This is a genomic window from Vibrio sp. 1557 (assembly GCF_033340175.1).
GTDB lineage: Bacteria > Pseudomonadota > Gammaproteobacteria > Enterobacterales > Vibrionaceae > Vibrio > Vibrio alginolyticus.
Genome location: NZ_JAWOVZ010000006.1, coordinates 132,173 through 149,707 on the forward strand (window position 1 = coordinate 132,173; position 17,535 = coordinate 149,707).

Consider the following 17,535-nt stretch of genomic DNA (forward strand, 5'->3'; position numbering starts at 1 on the left):
TTTTCACGTTTGCTTCGGTCTTTGCCGAGCTATAAGAGCCGACTAAAAATACGGTCGGCAATTTTTGTATTCTTTACTCGAATATTACTGAAGCAGTGAAGCGGTCATATCGGGTGATCCGCAACACTGCGACATTCCTAAGAGCGAGTAAATTAAACCGAACGATTAACCAACATCGACTTAATGTGACCGATGGCTTTCGTCGGATTTAATCCCTTAGGACAAACACTTACACAATTCATGATGCCATGGCAACGAAAAACGCTAAATGCATCATCAAGATCAGACAAACGTTCATCTGTTGCCGTATCGCGGCTATCAATTAGCCAACGGTACGCTGCGAGAAGACCAGCTGGGCCGATGAATTTATCAGGGTTCCACCAGAATGATGGGCAAGACGTTGTACAACATGCACACATGATACATTCGTACAATCCATCTAAATGCGCACGATCATCAGGCGATTGTAGGTTCTCACGTGATGGTGGTAATGCACCATCATCAATCAAGAATGGTTTAACTTTCGCATAGTTATCATAGAACTGCGTCATGTCAACGATAAGATCGCGCACGACAGGTAACCCTGGTAGTGGACGAATAACTATCTTATCGCCTTGTAGAGCAGATAACGGTGTGATACACGCTAGGCCGTTTTTACCATTCATATTCAAACCATCAGAACCACATACCCCTTCACGGCATGAGCGACGGAACGCGATGCTTGGATCTTGCTCTTTTAGCAGAATCAATGCATCAAGCACCATCATGTCTGAGCCTTCGTCTACCTCAAGGGTATACTCTTTCATGTAAGGCTTGGTATCCACATCCGGATTGTAACGGTATAAAGAGAAGTTTAATTTCATAGTCGTATCCTCCCTTTAGTATGTACGTACTTTCGGCGGGAAAGCTTCACGATGCGTTGGCGTCATGTTCACATCACGCTTAGTCATCGCTTCTGTTTCCGGATTGTAGATAGAGTGGCATAGCCAGTTCTCATCATCACGCTCAGGGAAATCGAAACGAGCATGTGCGCCACGACTCTCTGTACGGTAGTTTGCTGCAACGGCAGTTGAAAACGCGGTTTCCATCAGGTTATCAAGTTCTAGACACTCAATACGCTGCGTGTTGAACTCTGAAGACTTGTCCGCTAGATGCGCATCTTTCAAACGTTCGCGAATCACTTTCAACTCTTCTAGACCGGTTGCCATCGCATCGCCTTCACGGAATACCGAGAAGCTGTTTTGCATGCATGCTTGTAGGTCTTTACGAATCTGAACTGGATCTTCACCACCAGTGCTGTTTTCCCAACGCATAGTACGCGCTAGAGACGCTTCAATATCAGATTCTGTTGCAGGACGAGCTTCTGCTTGCGCTGCTAGCGTTTCGCCAAGGTGCAAGCCAGTAGCACGACCAAATACGACCAAGTCTAGTAATGAGTTGCCGCCCAGACGGTTAGCACCGTGTACCGATACAGAAGCAATCTCACCACATGCGTAAAGGCCTTGTACTTCCATCTCGCTACCGTCGGCCTTCTGCTTAATTGCTTGGCCAGAGACTTGAGTAGGTACACCACCCATCATGTAGTGACAAGTTGGAATTACTGGAATTGGCTCTTTCACTGGGTCAACGTGTGCAAATGTACGAGACAGTTCACAGATACCTGGTAGACGTGATTCAAGTACTTCTTTACCAAGGTGATCAAGTTTCAACTTGATATGTGGACCCCAAGGACCATCACAGCCGCGGCCTTCACGAATTTCAATCATCATTGAACGAGCAACCACGTCACGACCAGCAAGGTCTTTCGCGTTTGGTGCGTAGCGCTCCATGAAGCGTTCACCATCTTTATTTAGAAGGTAACCACCTTCACCACGACAACCTTCCGTCACTAGAACACCCGCGCCAGCAATACCTGTTGGGTGGAACTGCCACATTTCCATGTCTTGCATTGGAACGCCTGCGCGAAGTGCCATACCAACGCCATCACCCGTGTTGATGTGCGCGTTAGTGGTCGATGCGTAAATACGACCTGCACCACCTGTAGCTAGAATGGTTGCTTTCGATTTGAAGTAACAGATTTCACCCGTTTCCATACAAATCGCAGTACAACCCATGATTGCGCCGTCTTGGTTTTTCACAAGATCCAAAGCGTACCACTCCGAGAAGATGGTTGTTTTGTGTTTTACGTTTTGCTGGTAAAGCGTGTGAAGAAGTGCGTGACCAGTACGGTCTGCAGCAGCGGCTGTACGAGCAGCCTGCTCACCACCAAACTCTTTAGATTGGCCACCGAATGGACGTTGGTATATGGTACCGTTATCAAAACGAGAGAATGGAAGACCCATTTTTTCAAGCTCGATAACTGACTCAGGACCATTTTTACACATGTATTCAATCGCGTTCTGGTCACCGATGTAGTCGGAACCTTTAACGGTATCGTACATGTGCCATTGCCAATCGTCTTTGTGCGAGTTACCCAGAGCAACGGTAATGCCGCCCTGTGCAGACACAGTATGAGAACGTGTTGGAAATACTTTTGACAACAAAGCACATGATAGGCCTTGCTCTGAAATTTGTAGTGCAGCGCGCATACCTGCACCACCAGCGCCGATTACTACGGCATCAAACTCACGAACTGGAATAGACACTTACGCACCCCACAGAATAAATAGACCAGAGAAGACATAGCCGAATAGCACGGCAATAACACCAAGTTGTAGTGCGCCACGTAGTTTCGCGCACTTAATGTAATCAGTTAATACTTGCCACAAACCAACCCAAGCGTGAATCAGGATCGAGACAAGTGCCAACATGGTGAATACTTTAGTGAAGGTACCACCAAAGAATTGGGTCCAAGATGCGTAAGAGATATCTGAAAATGCACAGAAGCTAATCAGATAAATCGTGTATAGCGTCATAATGATTGCAGTTGCACGAATTAGTAGGAAATCGTGTACACCATTACGACCAAATGAAGATACGTGTTTTACCATACCAAGATCCCCGCCAATAATGATAATACTGCTGTTGCACCAAACGCGACTTTAGCGCTCATCGTGCCTGAATCTAGTTCTTCAAAGTGACCTAGATCCATCAATAAGTGACGGATACCACCTGCGATGTGGTAGGCAAGTGCAGTAAGAATTCCCCACAGGATGAATTTTACGAAGAAGCTATCGACGATGTCAGCGGCTTCCATAAAACCCATTGGGGATGACAGAGAAATGGATAGTAACCACAGTAATATACCCACCGCAACAAACGTAATTACCCCAGACACACGGTGTAGGATGGATGCGATTGCTGTGATAGGAAAGTGGATGGTCTGTAAATCTAAATTAACAGGTCTTGACTTTCTTTCTTTCACGGGCTTGCTCACTCAGCTCCATTGAGCATTTATTGTTATAACCAATTTCAGCTTCCAAACGTACAAAAGTTAACATCTATTTAACAAATATCGCGAGTAACCACTCAGATAATTGTAAACAAGTTGTTAACAAACGGAATCCAGCAACAAACCTCACTCTTTGTTTCTAGCCCCGAATTTATAAGGATTTAACTAAAATTTTCTTTGCCAATATACGGCGAGCAACATTCTAATACAATTGGTGTAACAAATTATGCTACATAGAACAGATTTTTAACGATTTTCATGAGAAAAATCATAACAAGTGCACACAAAGATGGAGAAAAATTGACTTTAAGCTTTAACAACAGTACAAAAATGGCACATAAACATCCTGGACGGATTAAATAATAAACAAAGGAGATTGTTATGGCGGATAAGAAAGCGACCCTTCATGTTGAAGGTCAAGCGCCAATCGAACTGCCAATTATGGACGGTACGCTAGGTACACCTGTAATTGACGTTCGTAAGCTGGGAGCCAATGGTTACTTTACTTTTGACCCAGGTTTTCTTGCCACTGCATCTTGTGAATCATCAATCACGTACATCGATGGCGGCAAAGGTATTCTTTTGCACCGCGGTTTCCCGATTGATCAATTAGCCAATAACGCAGATTACTTAGAAGTATGTTACATCCTTCTTTATGGTGAAGCCCCTACCCGAGAACAATACGAGCAATTCAAAACGACCGTTACTCGTCACACAATGGTACACGAGCAAATCGCAAGCTTTTTCCATGGCTTCCGACGCGATGCTCATCCAATGGCGGTAATGTGTGGTGTAGTTGGAGCACTTGCAGCCTTCTATCACGACTCTCTTGACATTAACAACGACGAACACCGCGAAATTGCAGCGTACCGTCTGCTGTCAAAAATGCCAACACTGGCGGCGATGTGTTACAAATACTCTATCGGTCAGCCATTTATTTACCCTCGTAACGACCTTAGCTACGCAGAGAACTTCTTGCATATGATGTTCGCAAACCCTTGCGAAGAGTATGAAGTAAATCCTGTGGTTGCCCGTGCGATGGATAAGATTTTCACTCTACACGCGGATCACGAACAGAATGCGTCGACATCAACTGTTCGCCTAGCTGGCTCTTCTGGTGCGAACCCATTTGCATGTATTGCCGCTGGTATTGCATCCCTTTGGGGGCCTGCTCACGGTGGCGCAAACGAAGCCTGCTTGAGAATGCTAGAAGAGATTGGCAGCGTCGATAACATCCCTGAATATGTAGACCGCGCGAAAGACAAAGATGACCCATTCCGCTTAATGGGCTTTGGTCACCGCGTTTACAAGAACTACGACCCACGTGCGACAGTAATGCGCGAAACGTGTCATGAAGTTCTCAAAGAGCTAAACATTCAAGACCCTCTGCTAGACGTTGCAATGGAACTTGAGCGCATTGCACTTTCTGATGAGTACTTCGTGTCTAAGAAGCTGTACCCGAACGTAGACTTCTACTCAGGTATCATTCTTAAAGCGATTGGTATTCCAGTTTCTATGTTTACGGTTATCTTCGCGATTTCTCGTACCATCGGCTGGATTGCTCACTGGAACGAAATGCACAGCGATCCACTGAACCGCATCGGTCGTCCTCGTCAGCTATACACTGGCGAAACACAACGTGAGTTTTCTCCACTTCACGAACGTGAATGATCTTTTAGTACGAAGATAGACAAACAAAAGGGTTGAGATTTTCGTCTCAACCCTTTTTTCTTTTTTGCGTTTAACGTTATTAATGGAGAACGCTAAACCGGATTATCAATATCGATAAACTCCACATGTAGGCCATATTCATCCGCTAGCCATTTGCCTAAGGCCTGAACACCATAACGCTCAGTAGCATGATGACCTGCAGCAAAGTAATGAATGTCCATTTCACGAGCAGTATAAGTGGTGCGCTCTGAAATTTCTCCAGAGATAAATGCATCCAGCCCGTGCTGTACAGCAAGTTCAATGAAATCCTGCCCTCCACCAGTACACCAGCCGACTGTCTCAATCATCTTATCAGTATTCTCTGGAGCGATATGCAGAGGCTCTCTTTCAAGAACTTGGTTGATCTTACTCGCAAATTCAACACCAGACATCGGCTTTTTCAAGCGCCCAAACATAGCAACTGACTGAGGGTGCCCTTCAAGCCCACCTTCTACTTCGATTTCAAGTAAGCGAGCTAATTCAGCGTTGTTGCCTAGCTCTGGATGAATATCTAGAGGAAGGTGATAACCATATAAGTTGATATCATTTTTGATCAGGCTACGAATTCGTTTACCTTTCATGCCACGAATTGGCTCAGGCTCACCTTTCCAAAAATAGCCATGATGAACAAGCAATGCGTCTGCATTAAGCTCAATCGCTTTATCGATTAAGGCTTGAGAGGCGGTTACGCCAGTGATAATACGCTTTACGGCTGGCGTCCCTTCTACCTGTAACCCGTTTGGTGCGTAATCTTTAATTAACTGCGGTGACAGTTTGTCATTAAGAATCTGTTCTAGCTTTAAGTTATTCATTATTACTTCCAATTTCTAGCGCATGTAAACCTAAATAACCTCTCGATGAAATCAGACCGAGAGTGTGCAACCTAGTTGATACAACAACGTTTTGACATCTGGCACCTTGATATCATTTAGGTATTTAAAGTGTATCTCGAACCCTAATATCGATGCTAGCCACCCTACCCTCAAAAGCAAATTTAGTTACAATAACAAAGCTTGTCGCCTCACCATACATTTAGGGATACGGATGAACCAACTGCAACGCTTTTACCAATGGATCGCCACTTCACCTCCTCTTTTCAAGTTACGCCCTCCGTTTGCAACCTTAGAGGATCTTACGGTAACGCCTTTAAAGAACACTGAGCAATACAATGGTAATCCAAGATTGGGCTTTTTATATCAGCACTTATGCACTGCAGTTCTCTCTAGTTCAGAACGATATCAGGTTATCGCTGAAGAGGTTCAGTTAAACGACATCGAAGGTAAGACCATTGGTGCTATAGATTTGGTGTTGCGGAATACAGAATCAAATCAAATAGAACACTGGGAAGTGGCGATTAAGTTTTATCTTCTTTATAACGGCGTTTGGTATGGTCCGAATGCTCACGACCAGCTGCATACAAAACTGAATAGAATGCTTACTCATCAATTGAAAATGAGCGATCGCCCGGAATTTCAAAAAATAATTCCGTTAAACGACGCCCCACAAGAGCATCTATTGATGCAAGGACGACTCTATATTAATCCGTTTACTCCAGAGCCAACTCCTAGCGAGTGCTTGGGTTATGAACTAAACCCAAGTCAGATTAGTGGTTACTGGTGCTACCAGAGCCAATGGGAGTTAATCGGTAAGCCACTTTATCATTTACACAAACCATGCTGGGCGATTGGTATGGACGATTTATCTCGACCCATTGAAAAGCCTTCAGACCGATTTGTACATGCACAAACGGAGGACGGTCAATTCTGGTTTGTGGTACCAGATTCATGGCCCGGAGATAAAGCGGTTCGGGGCACTTAAACATGAAAGGGTTGATGTTTTCACATCAACCCTTTGCTAGATACATTGACCATTGGATGTTTTACAAACCAGCGGCTGCAAACACTTGATTAACGATCTCTTGTGCTTCAGCTTCGATTTGTTTCAGATGTTCTTCACCTTTGAAGCTTTCACAGTAAATCTTGTAGATGTCCTCTGTGCCTGATGGACGAGCAGCGAACCAACCGTTAGCTGTCGTTACTTTAAGGCCGCCAATCGCAGCACCATTGCCTGGTGCATGCGTTAGACGAGCAGTGATAGCATCACCTGCTAGAGTTTCAGCCGCAACCATTTCTGGTGACAACTTCTTCAATACGTCTTTTTGTGGGCCATTTGCTACAGCTTGAATACGGTTGTACTTCGACTCACCGTGCTTCGCCGCTAGCTCTTCATAGTAATCTTGAGGGTTCTTACCCGTTACCGCAGTGATCTCTGCTGCTAGAAGGCATAGCAAGATGCCATCTTTGTCTGTTGACCAAGGCGTGCCATCTTTACGAAGGAAAGACGCACCAGCACTTTCTTCGCCGCCGAAACCAAACTTACCAGTGTACAGACCGTCTACAAACCATTTGAAACCAACAGGCACTTCACATAGCTCACGACCTAGATCCGCAACAACACGATCAATCAGCGCACTTGAAACTAGTGTTTTACCAACAGCGACGTCTTTACCCCACGCGTCACGATGACGGTACAAGTAGTCAATACAAACGGCTAAGAAGTGGTTCGGGTTCATCAAACCTTTTGGCGTAACGATACCGTGACGGTCGTAGTCAGGATCGTTACCAAATGCTAAATCGTATTCGTCTTTCAGTGCCAATAGACCCGCCATTGCGTAAGGAGAAGAACAGTCCATACGCACAACGCCGTCTTTATCTAGCGACATGAATTGGAAAGAAGGATCGATCGATTCACTTACTAGCGTTAGGTCTAGGTTGTATGCCTGACCAATTTGACGCCAGTAATCGATACCGCTGCCACCCAATGGATCTACACCAATCTTCAGGTTCGCTTTTTGGATTGCTTCCATATCGATAACGTTCACCAGGTCATCAATGTATGGCTTCACCAAGTCCATCTCTACAAACAGATCCGATGCTTTTGCTTCTGCTAGTGGTAGGCGTTTAACACCTTGTAAACCTTCAGCAATCAATTCGTTCGCACGATCTTCGATAGCTTGAGTCAACTCAGCTTCTGCAGGACCACCATGTGTCGGATTGTATTTGATTCCGCCGTCTTGTGGTGGGTTATGTGATGGGGTAATAACGATACCGTCTGCTTTTTCATCGTGTTTGATGTTGTAAGTCAGAATCGCGTGTGAAATACCCGGTGTTGGCGTGTAACCGTTGTCTTGCTGGACAATCACTTTCACACCATTTGCAATCAATACTTCAATCACACTTGAAAAAGCAGGCTCAGATAGCGCATGCGTGTCTTTACCCACAAACAACGGGCCAGTTGTGCCTTGCTCAGCACGAACTTCTGCTACCGCTTGAGCGATCGCTAAAATGTGGTTTTCGTTAAAAGTGTGCTTGTCTGCAGTACCGCGGTGGCCAGAAGTACCAAATTGAACTTTGTGTTCTGCGTTTGCCGCGTCTGGTTGAAGTAAGAAGTAGTTAGCAACGAGTGCTGGGATATTGTGAAGATCTTCCTGCTGCGCTTTTTGCCCAGCACGAGGGTGCATAGCCATGTTTGACATCCTTTCTTTCAATACAAATAAAATTAAAAAAGCCTCATAATATCCGCTCACTGCGACGCATTATGAGGCTTCTATCAGGTTTCTTAGATTGAACCTGTTACTTTTTCTATTAAGTCAGGTTGGAACCCCATGTGTGCCATCACTTGTTCAACCATCTGTCTTTTACGACTTGTATTGTTATTCGTGATAACCCAAAACGGTGTGCCAGGAATGGCTTTTGGCTTGGTCGTATTACCGTTTGCTAGCAAGGTTTCTTCATTATCTGCAAAGTACACGCGTTTGCGTCCTTTTACATTCGTAGCCTGGGCGAAACCTTCTGGATTCAATTTATGTAAGGTCGATAATACCAACATAAAGCGATCAATCGCTTTTTTTAGACCGGCAAACTCATCAGAAATAAGCAGCGAACGCATTTCTTTCACTACATCAACAGATTCCGTTTTACCCGCATCTTTACTTACTACAATCCCTTGTGGCTTCTCTACTACAGGCGCGGCTTTAGCTTCCTGCAACTGACCATCAAGGTTTAAAAGGCGTCGCAAAATATCCGAGGCGCTTTCACCGATATGCTTAGTTTGACTAGCTATATAACGGTATAGATCCTCATCAACCTCAATTGTTTTCATTCGCTTTTCACATTCTCAATGTTTAAACTCTGGGGGATTATAACGAGATCCACGCGGATACTCCACGTTAAACCCATCACGAATAAGATAAAATGTCAGCATTACTCAACTATAAGCAGGAAGGCCAAGGCCAAACAGTTGTTTTGATTCACGGATTGTTTGGTAGTTTAAGTAATCTGGGTCTACTCGCCCGCGATCTTATTAAAGATCACACGGTGATCAGTATTGATCTGAGAAATCACGGCCTCTCTTTCCACTCCGAAGTCCATAACTATACCGATATGGCAAAAGATGTGGCTCAGCTCCTTCAGCACTTAAACGTTGAGCCATCTATTGTTATTGGTCACTCCATGGGCGGAAAAGTCGCGATGGCTCTTGTGGACATTGCTCCAAATGTAGTCAAGCAGTTAGTCGTTCTCGACATGGCGCCTGTAGCCTACACTACGAACCGTCACGATAATGTTTTTAACGGCTTACATGCTGTTATTAATGAAAAACCAGCAAATCGACAGCAAGCCATGGATATCCTAGCTCAACATATTGAACTCGATGGTGTAAGACAATTTCTCTCTAAATCACTGTACAAAAATGGCGATAAGATGGATTGGCGGTTTAACGTACCGAGCCTTTTTGAGAATTATGACCAAATTATTGGCTGGCAAGAAATCACACCAACAGATATCCCAACTTTATTTATCAAAGGCGGCGACTCTGACTACTTAATGCCAGAACATCAGCCGGCAGTGAAGCGACAATTTAACCATGCTAAAGCACACATTATCGCTGGCACTGGTCACTGGTTACACGCCGAGAAACCGACAGAAGTAATGAGAGTCATTCGAAAATACATTTCCAGTTAACAAATTCGAAAAGCAACACTAGATTATTGAAATAACCCTTCTTGTAGTGCATTAACTTTACCGTTTAACAGTGGTATAGTGCGCCCAAGATTTTTCGGCATGAAGGGCTAAAATGCTTTACGACTATATGGATATGCTCGAGTCTATTGGGCTCGATCTTCTTTTTGCTGCTATCTTTTTTTTCATCGGGATGGCGATAAAAGATGTGCTAAAGCAAGGCAATGTACCTGTTTTTGGTCGTCGTATTGTGTGGTTAGTCCTTTTCCTAGGCTGTGCTGGCTTTATTGCAAAAGGTGTAATTCAGCTAACTTGGGAAGGCTCAGGGTTAGGTTAAACCCTTAGTAGCATCGCCAATAACAAACAATGTAAAGGTATAGACTCTATGGCAAGTGTAGGTATCTTCTTCGGTAGCGACACAGGTAATACTGAAGCCGTTGCAAAGATGATTCAAAAGCAACTAGGTAAACATCTAGTTCACGTTCAAGACATCGCGAAAAGCAGCAAAGAAGACATTGATAACTTCGATCTTCTTCTTCTAGGTATCCCAACTTGGTACTACGGCGAAGCACAATGTGATTGGGATGACTTCTTCCCTGAACTTGAGCAAATCGACTTCTCTACTAAGCTAGTGGCTATCTTTGGCTGTGGCGACCAAGAAGACTACGCAGAATACTTCTGTGACGCGATGGGCACAGTCCGTGATATCGTTGAATCTAAAGGCGGCACAATTCTTGGCCATACCTCGACAGAAGGCTACGAATTTGAAGCGTCTAAAGCACTTGTTGAAGGTGACGAAAGCCAATTCGTAGGTCTATGTATTGATGAAGACCGCCAACCAGAATTGACTGACGAGCGTGTTGAAAGCTGGGTTAAACAGATCTATGAAGAGATGTGTTTAGCTGAGCTAGAAGGCTAATCAAATTGAATGATGCAAAGACCTCCACTTGGAGGTCTTTTTGTATGTATTGTCACACAGCATCGGTAAGTACTTCCTCTTCGCGATACTGAGGTTTCTTTCTTACATAAAGCTTGCGTTGAACCTCTGAAACCACATTCCCCTGTTTATCTTTTACATGAGTAATAAACTCAGGAAAGCACTTTTCTCCATTCCGTGTCATTTGATAAATGTTTTCCAGCATCCCTTCAGTGACCTCAAATTCTGCAAACAAATCACTTTGCCCCGGCTTAATAAAGTTAATGCTTGCCTCTTTATCCCACACATAATATTCCTCTCGTAGAATCCCCATCAGCATCAACGAGTAAATAGGATCAGTTAAAGAGAAAATACTGCCGCCATATTGGGTGCGATTGGCATTTTTATTCCACCAGCGAAGCTTTAAACGTACCTTTACAGTACGGAAGTCTTGAGAAATATGTAAGATTTTAATACCCGCCCCCCAAAAAGGAGGCCAAATATTGAGTGCGAACTTTACAATTCCTGGTTTGTATATCTTCGCTAGTCGCCTATTCATCGCTATCCCTGCCCTCTCCAAGCTTAATGTTACACAATTGTAACTGGTCAGAGCTGTAATATAATGGACCTGTTTCTAATTTACAAAAAGATTCTATTAACCCTTTGAAGTTCGTGGTTTAATGTTCCGAACGCTTATCCTATAATGGTAGGAAGATTGAATTCTGTTAAATCGCTGCAGATGATCCAACGGGAAAGTATATGTCAGATAATAATCAGGCGCTGAAGGATGCGGGTTTAAAAGTAACCCTTCCGAGGCTAAAAATTCTAGAAGTACTTCAGCAGCCAGACTGCCAGCACATCAGTGCTGAAGATTTGTACAAAAAGTTGATTGATCTAGGTGAAGAAATTGGCCTAGCAACTGTTTACCGAGTTCTAAACCAGTTCGACGATGCTGGTATTGTAACTCGTCACCACTTTGAAGGTGGAAAGTCAGTCTTCGAATTATCGACTCAACATCACCACGACCACCTAGTGTGCCTAGACTGTGGTGAGGTAATTGAATTTTCTGACGATCTTATTGAAGAACGTCAAAAAGAGATTGCAGCTAAGTACAATGTCACACTAACAAACCACAGCTTATACTTGTACGGCAAGTGTAGCGATGGTGGTTGTAAAGACAATCCAGATGCACACAAACCGAAAAAATAAGGGTTTGTTAATTTAAAAAGTAAACGTCAGCACATGCTGGCGTTTTTTGTTTCTAGAAGTCAGTACCTTAGACGTCAGTACTTTGGTTACAGAACAAAAGCTACTAAACACCCATCTTTTTTCTCCACAGTTTTGCACATCTATATAGCACTCTGTGGGATTAGGTATAAAAAATGCCAGCGTTTGCTGGCATTTTTTCATCGTTCTCAGCATTAATTGAGATTATTGATTCTCAATTTTTGCCCAGGTATCACGTAGACCAACCGTGCGGTTGAATACTAGATTATCTGCTGAAGAGTCTTTCGAGTCTGCACAGAAGTAACCCATACGTTCAAACTGGTAACCTTTTTCTGCTTCTGCAGAAGCTAGGCTAGGCTCGACGAAGCCATTGATCACAACTAATGATTCAGGATTGATAGTAGAAGCAAAATCTTCCGCTGCGCCTGGGTTTGGCACCGTAAATAAACGATCGTACAGGCGAATTTCCGCTGGAAGAGCTTTATCAGCTGACACCCAATGAATAACGCCTTTCACTTTACGACCATCTGCTGGGTTTTTACCTAGCGTATCTGCATCGTAAGAACAGAAGATCGTTGTGATGTTGCCTTCGGCATCTTTCTCAACGCGCTCAGCTTTGATCACGTAAGCACCACGTAAACGAACTTCTTTACCTAGCACTAAACGCTTGTACTTTTTGTTCGCTTCTTCACGGAAGTCTTCACGCTCAATCCACAATTCACGCGTGAATGGCACTTCACGCACGCCCATTTCAGGTTTATTTGGGTGGTTGGCAACTGTCAAGTTTTCTACTGCGCCTGCTTCAAAGTTTTCGATAACAACTTTAACAGGATCCAGTACAGCCATTGCACGCGGAGCGTTCTCGTTTAGGTCATCACGAATACAAGATTCTAATGAACTAAACTCGATCATATTTTCTTGCTTCGTTACACCAATACGCTTACAAAACTCACGAATAGATGCAGGTGTGAAGCCACGACGACGCAGACCTGAGACAGTCGGCATACGTGGATCATCCCAACCATTAACCAGTTTTTCAGTAACTAGCTGGTTAAGCTTACGCTTAGACATCACTGTGTATTCAAGGTTTAAACGACTGAACTCGTATTGATGTGGACGGCTTTCGATCGTGATGTTGTCTAGAACCCAATCGTACAGACGACGGTTATCCATGAATTCAAGCGTACAAATAGAGTGCGTAATGCCTTCTAATGCATCAGAAATACAGTGCGTAAAGTCGTACATTGGGTAAATGCACCACTTATCACCAGTTTGGTGGTGCGTAGCAAAACGCACACGGTATAAAACTGGATCGCGCATGACCATGAATGAAGAACCCATGTCGATTTTAGCACGAAGACACGCTTTACCTTCTTCAAATTCACCAGCGCGCATTTTTTCAAACAACGCCAAGTTCTCTTCAACAGAACGGTCACGGTATGGACTTGGTTTACCTGGCGCCTTTAGTGTGCCGCGGTATTCACGAATTTGCTCTGGACTTAGCTCATCTACGTACGCTAAGCCTTTGTTAATCAATTCAATTGCATATTCGTAAAGCTTATCGAAGTAGTTTGATGAGTAACATACTTCACCACTCCACTCAAAGCCCAACCAGTTTACATCTTTCTTGATAGACTCAACGTATTCGATGTCTTCTTTTTCAGGGTTTGTATCGTCGAAACGCAGATTACATTGACCCTGGTAGTCCTGAGCAATACCGAAGTTCAAACAGATAGACTTAGCATGACCGATATGCAGGTAGCCATTTGGCTCCGGCGGGAATCGAGTATGCACGCTAGTGTGTTTACCATCCGCTAGATCTTTATCAATGATCTGGCGAATAAAGTTTGATGGACGAGCATCAGCTTCACTCATCTATAGCACCTCAAAAATATTAGTATTGTCAGAGAAAACGGAACCCTGTATCCAAGTATGGTTTCACAGAGTACATTGTTCCTAATGATCCACAATTCTAAGCAATTAGACAACAAGAACTCGCTCTAAAACGACAATATTTATCGAGTTGGCGTGAAAGCAAAGCAGATTCAAAGGGCCTAAACGAAAAAAGGCCTCCTGCGGAGGCCTTTTGCGATGTTGTAGTATCAATTGTTTGCAATACCAATAACAAACAATCGCACCACTATTAAACAGTTAAGCTGGTAACTGAACACCACTTAAGTCTTCATCTTTAGATACATTCTTCATCTCACCAGCAACAATCTCTGCTAGTGGACCAAGGATAACTTGTAGGTTGTTTGTACCTAGCTTCACAACTCCCATAGCTCCAAGATCTTTCAGAGTTTTCTCATTGATAATGCTCATATCTTTCACAGAAAGGCGCAAACGAGTAATACAGGCATCGATAGAACTTAGGTTGTCATGACCGCCAAGTGCTTTCAAGTACTGACGAGCAAGCTCTGAAGAATTGCTTGATCCAGCCACGTTAGATGAAGCTTCTTCATCATCTTCACGTCCCGGTGTTTTAAGGCCAAACTTAACAATCACGGTACGGAACACGAAGTAGTAAACCGCAAAGAAACCAAGACCTTGTACAATGAGCATGTACCAATTTACCGCTAGCGGGTTACGAGTCGACAATACTAAGTCGACTAAACCAGCAGAGAAACCGAAACCTGCAATCCACTGCATTGATGCCGCGATATAAACTGATAGACCAGTCAGCGCTGCGTGAAGAACGTACAGTCCTGGAGCAAGGAACATGAATGCAAATTCAAGTGGTTCTGTTACACCTGTAAAGAATGAAGCAAACGCAGCTGCAATCATGATAGATGCCACTTTCTCTTTATTCTTTGATTTCGCAGTATGGTACATCGCTAGAGCAGCACCTGGTAAACCAAACATCATGATTGGGAAGAAGCCCGCTTGGTACATCCCCGTAACACCTACCGTTGCCGTGCCTTCAGCTAATGATTTCGCACCGCCAAGGAAGTTTGGAATGTCATTAATACCAGCAACATCAAACCAGAACACTGAGTTTAGTGCATGGTGCAGACCAACAGGAATTAGAAGACGGTTGAAGAATGCGTAAACACCTGCACCTGCTTCACCCATACCTTGAATGCTTTCACCAAAACTGACCAGACCGCCGTAAACTGATGGCCAAACGTACATCAGGATGAACGCAATAACGATACCAGCAAAAGACGTTAGGATCGGTACAAGACGCTTGCCAGAGAAAAACGCCAGTGCTTTGTGCAGCTCTACGTGAGAAAAACGGTTGTACAACTCAGCAGAAACAATACCAACCAAGATACCGACGAACTGGTTATTGATTTTACCAAATGCAGCAGGTACTTCACTTGGGTCAATGCCTTGAATTTGTGATACTGCACCAGGGGCCAAAAGCGTTGTGACAACTAAGAAGCCCACGAAACCTGAAAGTGCAGCGGCGCCATCTTTGTCTTTAGACATTCCGTAAGCAACACCAACAGCGAACAATACTGACATATTGTCAATGATCGCTGCACCAGCTTTAATAAGAAATGCAGCAAGTGCACTGTTTGCGCCCCAGCCATTTGGGTCGATCCAGTAGCCAATACCCATGAGTATTGCTGCTGCAGGAAGTGTGGCAACCGGCACCATAAGCGCCTTACCCACCTTCTGGAAGTATCCGAGAATGTTCACCTTAAGTTCCCCCTATAGGATTAGATGTTATGTTGAATGACTTATTTCAGCCGTCCAATTTAGTCATCCTAAGTTTATGATATTAATTTTGCTCCGCAAATTAAAAGCTCACCGTTTGTGATCATAATCACCACAATTTGCCCTTTCGGAAGGTTTTTGCTAGCGAGATCATAAAACTTATTTTATTATACGAAAAAATGGCGTTTTAAAGATAATATTCTCGCACTTTATGCAAGGCAGAATCAGTGTTATTTTGGTATCTAGGCGGGTAAATCACTGTAACTTTGCTCTGAAAAAGAATCATAAAAAACTATACAATTATTACTTTTCAGCTAGTTACTATGACAATAACATCGATAAAACGCGACTTGCTGTATGTGACTCGTTATCTAATTCAGTGATACAAACTAAGTACCCATATGACTGAAGCAGTCTCTACTTAGATAACGATATAGAAATTGAATTCTCATCTATAAGGACTAGCTGACTATGTACGCGCTAAGTAACTGTAAAATTTATACCGGTAGTGATGTTCTTACCGATCATGCGGTCATCATCGAAAACGATCTTATTCAATCTATTGTGCCGGTTTCTGAGCTACCTCAAAGCATCGAAGTAAAAGACCTTGCAGGCGCTAATCTAAGTCCAGGCTTTATCGATCTGCAGTTGAACGGTTGTGGCGGTGTAATGCTAAACGATGCAATTACCCCTGAAACCATGCAAATCATGCACCAGGCAAACCTCAAATCTGGCTGTACTAGCTTCCTGCCAACACTCATTACGTCATCTGATGAAGATATGCGAACTGCAATTACCGCAGCTCGTGAGTACCACAACAAGTATCAAAATCAATCGCTTGGTTTACACCTCGAAGGTCCTTACCTTAACGTCGCGAAAAAAGGCATCCATAACGTCGATTTTATTCGCCCATCAGACGAAAGCATGATCGACCTTATCTGCGCAAACGCCGAAATCGTAGCGAAAGTAACACTAGCACCTGAGCATAACGACCCAGAGCATATTGCGCGATTAAAGGCTGCTGGCATCGTGGTTTCAATTGGCCACACAAATGCAACCTACGCCGAAGCACGTAAAAGCTTTGAAGCAGGCATTACTTTTGCTACACACCTCTTTAATGCAATGACACCAATGGTTGGTCGTGAACCAGGAGTTGTTGGTGCAATTTACGATACTCCTGACGTATATGCTGGCATTATTGCTGATGGTTTTCACGTCGACTACGCAAACATCCGAATTGCTCATAAAATCAAAGGTGAAAAGCTTGTTTTGGTGACGGATGCCACAGCTCCAGCAGGTGCTAACATTGATCACTTTATTTTTGTCGGTAAGAAAGTATATTACCGAGATGGTAAGTGTGTTGATGAAAATGGCACGCTAGGCGGCTCAGCTTTGACAATGATTGAAGCAGTTCAGAATTCAGTTGAGCACGCGGGGATCGCTTTAGACGAAGCTCTACGAATGGCCACGTTATACCCAGCAACAGCAATTGGTGTTGAGGATCGCCTTGGCCGAGTTCGAAAAGGGATGGTTGCAAACCTGACTATTTTCGATCGTGACTTTAAAGTAAAAGCGACGGTTGTTAACGGACAATACGAGCAAAATTAAGC

General features: G+C 43.8%; 17 protein-coding genes. 7 read left to right on the forward strand and 10 right to left on the reverse strand.

Annotated features, from left to right (window positions below):
- Nucleotides 1–152 precede the first annotated feature (152 nt).
- From R7070_RS10510 to sdhC, 4 genes are read right to left on the reverse strand one after another with little or no spacing between them, the layout of a single operon-like run.
- Nucleotides 153–863 (reverse strand): succinate dehydrogenase iron-sulfur subunit, encoded by a 711-nt coding sequence (locus R7070_RS10510; RefSeq protein WP_005382174.1) that lies wholly within the window; start codon nucleotides 861–863, stop codon nucleotides 153–155.
- Nucleotides 864–878: 15 nt separating this feature from the next.
- Nucleotides 879–2,645, reverse strand: a complete 1,767-nt coding sequence (gene sdhA, locus R7070_RS10515; protein WP_005382172.1) for a succinate dehydrogenase flavoprotein subunit — start codon at nucleotides 2,643–2,645, stop codon at nucleotides 879–881.
- Nucleotides 2,646–2,990 carry a succinate dehydrogenase, hydrophobic membrane anchor protein gene (sdhD, locus tag R7070_RS10520; RefSeq protein ID WP_005382169.1) on the reverse strand — a complete coding sequence of 115 codons (345 nt, stop codon included), beginning with the start codon at nucleotides 2,988–2,990 and terminating at the stop codon, nucleotides 2,646–2,648. It abuts the gene before it with no gap.
- Nucleotides 2,984–3,376, reverse strand: a complete 393-nt coding sequence (gene sdhC / locus R7070_RS10525) for a succinate dehydrogenase cytochrome b556 subunit (protein ID WP_017634811.1) — start codon at nucleotides 3,374–3,376, stop codon at nucleotides 2,984–2,986. The genes sdhD and sdhC overlap by 7 nt, the downstream gene beginning before the upstream one ends.
- A 396-nt stretch (nucleotides 3,377–3,772) precedes the next feature.
- Between sdhC and R7070_RS10530 the strand changes: the two genes are divergently transcribed.
- The gene (locus tag R7070_RS10530; protein ID WP_005382163.1) at nucleotides 3,773–5,062 is read left to right on the forward strand and encodes a citrate synthase; all 1,290 of its coding nucleotides are present in this window, start codon (nucleotides 3,773–3,775) and stop codon (nucleotides 5,060–5,062) included.
- 92 nt (nucleotides 5,063–5,154) lie between these two features.
- Here the strand turns inward: R7070_RS10530 and R7070_RS10535 are convergent, their stop codons facing one another.
- A complete protein-coding gene (locus R7070_RS10535) occupies nucleotides 5,155–5,913 on the reverse strand; it encodes a Nif3-like dinuclear metal center hexameric protein (RefSeq protein ID WP_025766984.1) in 759 nt (252 codons plus the stop codon).
- Nucleotides 5,914–6,145: 232 nt separating this feature from the next.
- On the opposite strand from R7070_RS10535, the gene R7070_RS10540 reads away from it, so the two are divergent.
- A complete protein-coding gene (locus R7070_RS10540; protein ID WP_025766985.1) occupies nucleotides 6,146–6,919 on the forward strand; it encodes a DUF1853 family protein in 774 nt (257 codons plus the stop codon).
- A 61-nt stretch (nucleotides 6,920–6,980) separates the two neighbouring features.
- On the opposite strand, the gene pgm is transcribed toward R7070_RS10540, so the two are convergent.
- Both pgm and seqA read right to left on the reverse strand, forming a co-directional pair.
- Nucleotides 6,981–8,627, reverse strand: coding sequence for a phosphoglucomutase (alpha-D-glucose-1,6-bisphosphate-dependent) (pgm, locus tag R7070_RS10545; protein ID WP_025766986.1), 1,647 nt, complete (start codon nucleotides 8,625–8,627; stop codon nucleotides 6,981–6,983).
- Nucleotides 8,628–8,719: 92 nt separating this feature from the next.
- Entirely contained in the window at nucleotides 8,720–9,262 is a 543-nt protein-coding gene (seqA, locus tag R7070_RS10550; RefSeq protein WP_005382149.1) for a replication initiation negative regulator SeqA, read from the reverse strand.
- A 92-nt stretch (nucleotides 9,263–9,354) separates the two neighbouring features.
- On the opposite strand from seqA, the gene R7070_RS10555 reads away from it, so the two are divergent.
- The 3 genes from R7070_RS10555 (at nucleotide 9,355) to fldA (ending at nucleotide 11,038) form a co-directional block, all read left to right on the forward strand.
- On the forward strand, nucleotides 9,355–10,122 hold the full coding sequence (locus R7070_RS10555; protein WP_017819953.1) for an alpha/beta fold hydrolase: 768 nt from the start codon (nucleotides 9,355–9,357) through the stop codon (nucleotides 10,120–10,122).
- Between the two features lie 112 nt (nucleotides 10,123–10,234).
- The gene (locus tag R7070_RS10560) at nucleotides 10,235–10,456 is read left to right on the forward strand and encodes a DUF2788 domain-containing protein (protein ID WP_005393038.1); all 222 of its coding nucleotides are present in this window, start codon (nucleotides 10,235–10,237) and stop codon (nucleotides 10,454–10,456) included.
- Between the two features lie 48 nt (nucleotides 10,457–10,504).
- On the forward strand, nucleotides 10,505–11,038 hold the full coding sequence (fldA, locus tag R7070_RS10565) for a flavodoxin FldA (protein ID WP_005382146.1): 534 nt from the start codon (nucleotides 10,505–10,507) through the stop codon (nucleotides 11,036–11,038).
- Nucleotides 11,039–11,090: 52 nt separating this feature from the next.
- Here the strand turns inward: fldA and R7070_RS10570 are convergent, their stop codons facing one another.
- Nucleotides 11,091–11,594, reverse strand: a complete 504-nt coding sequence (locus R7070_RS10570) for a DUF4442 domain-containing protein (protein WP_005382144.1) — start codon at nucleotides 11,592–11,594, stop codon at nucleotides 11,091–11,093.
- Between the two features lie 200 nt (nucleotides 11,595–11,794).
- On the opposite strand from R7070_RS10570, the gene fcrX reads away from it, so the two are divergent.
- Nucleotides 11,795–12,244 (forward strand): ferric iron uptake transcriptional regulator FcrX, encoded by a 450-nt coding sequence (gene fcrX / locus R7070_RS10575; protein WP_005382141.1) that lies wholly within the window; start codon nucleotides 11,795–11,797, stop codon nucleotides 12,242–12,244.
- A gap of 222 nt (nucleotides 12,245–12,466) precedes the next feature.
- Here the strand turns inward: fcrX and glnS are convergent, their stop codons facing one another.
- Both glnS and nagE read right to left on the reverse strand, forming a co-directional pair.
- The gene (glnS, locus tag R7070_RS10580; RefSeq protein ID WP_005382124.1) at nucleotides 12,467–14,137 is read right to left on the reverse strand and encodes a glutamine--tRNA ligase; all 1,671 of its coding nucleotides are present in this window, start codon (nucleotides 14,135–14,137) and stop codon (nucleotides 12,467–12,469) included.
- 276 nt (nucleotides 14,138–14,413) lie between these two features.
- Nucleotides 14,414–15,907: an N-acetylglucosamine-specific PTS transporter subunit IIBC gene (gene nagE, locus R7070_RS10585; protein ID WP_042523155.1), complete on the reverse strand. Its 1,494-nt coding sequence runs from the start codon at nucleotides 15,905–15,907 to the stop codon at nucleotides 14,414–14,416.
- A gap of 489 nt (nucleotides 15,908–16,396) precedes the next feature.
- On the opposite strand from nagE, the gene nagA reads away from it, so the two are divergent.
- Nucleotides 16,397–17,533: an N-acetylglucosamine-6-phosphate deacetylase gene (nagA, locus tag R7070_RS10590; protein WP_085569963.1), complete on the forward strand. Its 1,137-nt coding sequence runs from the start codon at nucleotides 16,397–16,399 to the stop codon at nucleotides 17,531–17,533.
- Nucleotides 17,534–17,535: the final 2 nt, after the last annotated feature.

Excerpts from the sequence above, each read along its gene's own strand:
- R7070_RS10560 (WP_005393038.1), top strand. The coding sequence starts at position 10,235 with ATGCTTTACGACTATATGGATATGCTCGAGTCTATTGGGCTCGATCTT.
- seqA (WP_005382149.1), bottom strand. The coding sequence starts at position 9,262 with ATGAAAACAATTGAGGTTGATGAGGATCTATACCGTTATATAGCTAGT.
- R7070_RS10540 (WP_025766985.1), top strand. The coding sequence starts at position 6,146 with ATGAACCAACTGCAACGCTTTTACCAATGGATCGCCACTTCACCTCCT.
- pgm (WP_025766986.1), bottom strand. The coding sequence starts at position 8,627 with ATGGCTATGCACCCTCGTGCTGGGCAAAAAGCGCAGCAGGAAGATCTT.
- sdhD (WP_005382169.1), bottom strand. The coding sequence starts at position 2,990 with ATGGTAAAACACGTATCTTCATTTGGTCGTAATGGTGTACACGATTTC.
- R7070_RS10555 (WP_017819953.1), top strand. The coding sequence starts at position 9,355 with ATGTCAGCATTACTCAACTATAAGCAGGAAGGCCAAGGCCAAACAGTT.
- fldA (WP_005382146.1), top strand. The coding sequence starts at position 10,505 with ATGGCAAGTGTAGGTATCTTCTTCGGTAGCGACACAGGTAATACTGAA.
- R7070_RS10530 (WP_005382163.1), top strand. The coding sequence starts at position 3,773 with ATGGCGGATAAGAAAGCGACCCTTCATGTTGAAGGTCAAGCGCCAATC.
- fcrX (WP_005382141.1), top strand. The coding sequence starts at position 11,795 with ATGTCAGATAATAATCAGGCGCTGAAGGATGCGGGTTTAAAAGTAACC.
- R7070_RS10510 (WP_005382174.1), bottom strand. The coding sequence starts at position 863 with ATGAAATTAAACTTCTCTTTATACCGTTACAATCCGGATGTGGATACC.
- glnS (WP_005382124.1), bottom strand. The coding sequence starts at position 14,137 with ATGAGTGAAGCTGATGCTCGTCCATCAAACTTTATTCGCCAGATCATT.
- nagA (WP_085569963.1), top strand. The coding sequence starts at position 16,397 with ATGTACGCGCTAAGTAACTGTAAAATTTATACCGGTAGTGATGTTCTT.
- R7070_RS10570 (WP_005382144.1), bottom strand. The coding sequence starts at position 11,594 with ATGAATAGGCGACTAGCGAAGATATACAAACCAGGAATTGTAAAGTTC.
- R7070_RS10535 (WP_025766984.1), bottom strand. The coding sequence starts at position 5,913 with ATGAATAACTTAAAGCTAGAACAGATTCTTAATGACAAACTGTCACCG.